Raw genomic sequence first — 2,975 nt, 5'->3', positions numbered from 1 at the left:
AGCAGTGGCAAACAAGTTGTTGAAACAGGCCTTTGCCATAGCAAAATCAGGAAGGCCTTACGATGAAAACTTTGTTTCGAGATTGGTTTAAAAAAGCTTGTTTTTTAACTCAGTTCTTTGTTGTGCGTTCGTTTTTTTACATACGACCATTGTCTTTCCACATCATCCAGTTTTTGTTAATTCCCCATATTTCAGTTATTCCTTCATTCAAATAGGAATTTGGTAAAGGAAAATCCTTTTCAGGACAAGGGTTATAAACTATGTAATATCCATCGCTTGCTAATTCAAACGACTTTTGTTCACAATTTTTTTTATGAAAAATTAAATATTCGACTTTGTTTTCGAGTTTTGTTGTTTTCAACAAATCTATAAGTTCACTTGGAAAATATTCTTTCGATATAAATTGATTCAAGGAAAATCTTGAAAAATCACTTTCTTCAATGGTCTTAATTATTTGATTATATTTTTCTTGATTATTTATTATATCATTTGGAATTGTCTTCTCCAATTTGGTGCAACTTATAATTAGCAGAATAAGAATTAAAAATACAGAATATTTACTTTTCATTATTTATTTCGTTTTTCCTTTCAGAGTATTCAGTCCAGTCATTTTTATATTCTTCTTTCAATTCCGATTTCGAGATTTTTGTTATTATATTTTCGTGTTTTTTAACTCGATTTCATTCATAACGACAATTTTCTTAAATGACGCACAACGGTCTAGGCTATGAGTAGTTGCGTGGTTTGGCACGAAACTTTGCAAGTACACACCAAACTGAAAATCCGCGAGGATTTTCAGAAGTAGGCGAGAACAAGCAATTACTTATAGCCATTGTTAGCCTTTGTTTTTTATTTTCCAAATTCACTTAAAGGAACTTCTGCTTTGTTGAATTCAATTCCTAATTCTTGTTTTGCTTTATCATTTCTGTAAACAATTTTAGCATTTCCATTAGGTTTTTCGTTATTCAGCATTTTCGTAATGTCCGAAACTTTCCAGCTCTCACTGCTTAATAAATAGTTTTTTCCGTTTAATCCTTTTTTAGTAGCTGAACTATAAATTCCGTCTGCAACATCTTTTACATCGACAATCGCAAATTCTGTATCAGTATCAAATAACATTTGAACAAATGGATTTGGTGCAATTTTGTTTTTGAAAAGAAATTGTAGACCTGAAGAAGTTGAATCTTCTCTTTGTGATAATGATTTACCCATAACAGCGACAGGTGAAACACTTGTTATTTCAAAATCAGCATTTGGATGTTCTTCTATAAATTTCTCTACAGTTTGGTTAGCAATATATTTTGCCTGTGCATAAGGATGACTTTCTTCACTCATAAATGGTTGGTTAGATTCATCAATTGTGTCGTCAGCACCTTTTCCGTTAGGAAGCAAAGGGAAATTTGTATTATATGAAGCAACCGAAGCAATAAAAACAACTTTTTCAATTCCTTGCGTTTCGTTAATTACTTCCAGGAAATTTTCTGTTCCTTTAATAGTTGGGTCAAATAATTCCGTTTTCGGGTCTTGCACATCCAACTGAAAAGGTGTTCCACCGTGAACAACTATGTCACAGCCTTTTGTGAATTCCTTTAATTGACTTTTATTTTCAACTTTTAGAGGAAGTATTTCAAGATTTTCAGCATTCGGTAATTTTTTCAAATGTTCATATTTTTCAGTTTTGGAAATATCGGTAGCAGATACTCTGACCTTAAATCCTTCCTGCAAAAATTTCTTTGTGGTATGACTTCCAATGAAGCCTGAACCTCCAATAATTCCAACTGTTTTCATATTTTCTGTTTTGATTAGTTATGTTTTTTTAAATAAAGGCTAACGGTTTTGTATAAGATTAGTTGCGTGGTTTAGCAACGAATTTAGCAAATACAAACCGAATAGAAAATCCGCGAGGATTTTCGTAAGTAGGCTCGTAACAAGCAATTAATTTTATACGTTGTTGGCAACTGTAGTTTTTATTATTTGTTCAGATTCTTTTTTTATTTCCTCGTATTTTTTAGTGAATTCTTCGCACTTTTCACTTGCTTTCGGATTTGTGCATTTTACTCTTCCTGCTCTTTTGCCAAGAAATTCAAAATATTCGTTGTATTCCCAACATAATTCCCAAATACCTCCTTTAGTTCCACATTCTGCATTTGGTAAAGCTGTTTCTAAAAACGCATATTCTTTCGTGTTTAAAGTTGCTCTGCCAATTATTATTTTCTTTAATTTATTTAGTTTTAAAATCGGTAAGAAAGCAGGAAATTCGGTTTTGTTAATTATAAAACCTAAAGAAAATACTTCGAGATTTGGCAAGCCTTCTAAAAATTCAAAATTTTCAATCGGCTGATTCCAGTCAAGTGTTCCGTCAATGTGCAAATATCTTAAACTTTCAATTCCTTTAAGATTTTCAAAATTTGAAACTTTCCTTAAATTCTCAAAGTGAAGTGATTTCAGTTTCCTTAAATTCCGCAAAGGTGATAAGTCAGAAAATCCAGAAACATATTCAAGTACAATCTCTTCTAAATTGATTAATTCTCTAATAAATTCAATGTCTTTTGTTCGCAAATGAGTGATTCTCAATCTTGTTATTTGAGTTAGTTCGCTTATTTTTTGAACTTGTTCTTTACTTGGTTCGTTTAAAGTTATTTCCTCAATATTTGGGCAATTAAAAACTTGATTCCAATGATTGTCATTTTTAGAAATCGTTAAAATTCTGACTTTTTCTTTATTCTTTATTTCCTCGTTTGCAGAATACGTATATCTCTCTACATTCGGAACAATTGTCCAATAATCATCAGTTCTATCTAAAAAATCTCCAAAATGGTGTTTCATCCGTTTGAGTGAGTTCTATTGTTGCCAACGGCTTCGGCTATGAGTAGTTGCGTGGGTTAGCACTTAACTTTGCAAGTACGCACCAAGCTGAAAATCCGCTAGGATTTTCAGAAGTAGGCGAGAACAAGCAATTACTTATAGCCATTGTT

At 31.9% G+C, this 2,975-nt stretch carries 3 protein-coding genes; all 3 read right to left on the bottom strand.

The window, feature by feature from the left end; all coding sequences use genetic code 11:
• Positions 1-136: 136 nt before the first annotated feature.
• On the bottom strand, positions 137-568 hold the full coding sequence (locus H7U19_RS16700; RefSeq protein ID WP_186564022.1) for a hypothetical protein: 432 nt from the start codon (positions 566-568) through the stop codon (positions 137-139).
• 281 nt (positions 569-849) lie between these two features.
• Positions 850-1,788 carry an NAD-dependent epimerase/dehydratase family protein gene (locus H7U19_RS16695; RefSeq protein WP_186564021.1) on the bottom strand — a complete coding sequence of 313 codons (939 nt, stop codon included), beginning with the start codon at positions 1,786-1,788 and terminating at the stop codon, positions 850-852.
• Between the two features lie 153 nt (positions 1,789-1,941).
• A complete protein-coding gene (locus tag H7U19_RS16690; protein ID WP_186564020.1) occupies positions 1,942-2,826 on the bottom strand; it encodes a leucine-rich repeat domain-containing protein in 885 nt (294 codons plus the stop codon).
• Positions 2,827-2,975 lie beyond the last annotated feature (149 nt).

The sequence above is a fragment of the Hyunsoonleella aquatilis genome, assembly GCF_014270105.1.
GTDB lineage: Bacteria > Bacteroidota > Bacteroidia > Flavobacteriales > Flavobacteriaceae > Jejuia > Jejuia aquatilis.
The sequence above is the reverse complement of the archived record's forward strand: the minus strand, read 5'-3'. Positions and strand labels throughout refer to the sequence as shown.

What these genes read in the sequence shown, in the direction of transcription:
- H7U19_RS16690 (WP_186564020.1), bottom strand. Translation starts at nt 2,826, where the DNA reads ATGAAACACCATTTTGGAGATTTTTTAGATAGAACTGATGATTATTGG.
- H7U19_RS16700 (WP_186564022.1), bottom strand. Translation starts at nt 568, where the DNA reads ATGAAAAGTAAATATTCTGTATTTTTAATTCTTATTCTGCTAATTATA.
- H7U19_RS16695 (WP_186564021.1), bottom strand. Translation starts at nt 1,788, where the DNA reads ATGAAAACAGTTGGAATTATTGGAGGTTCAGGCTTCATTGGAAGTCAT.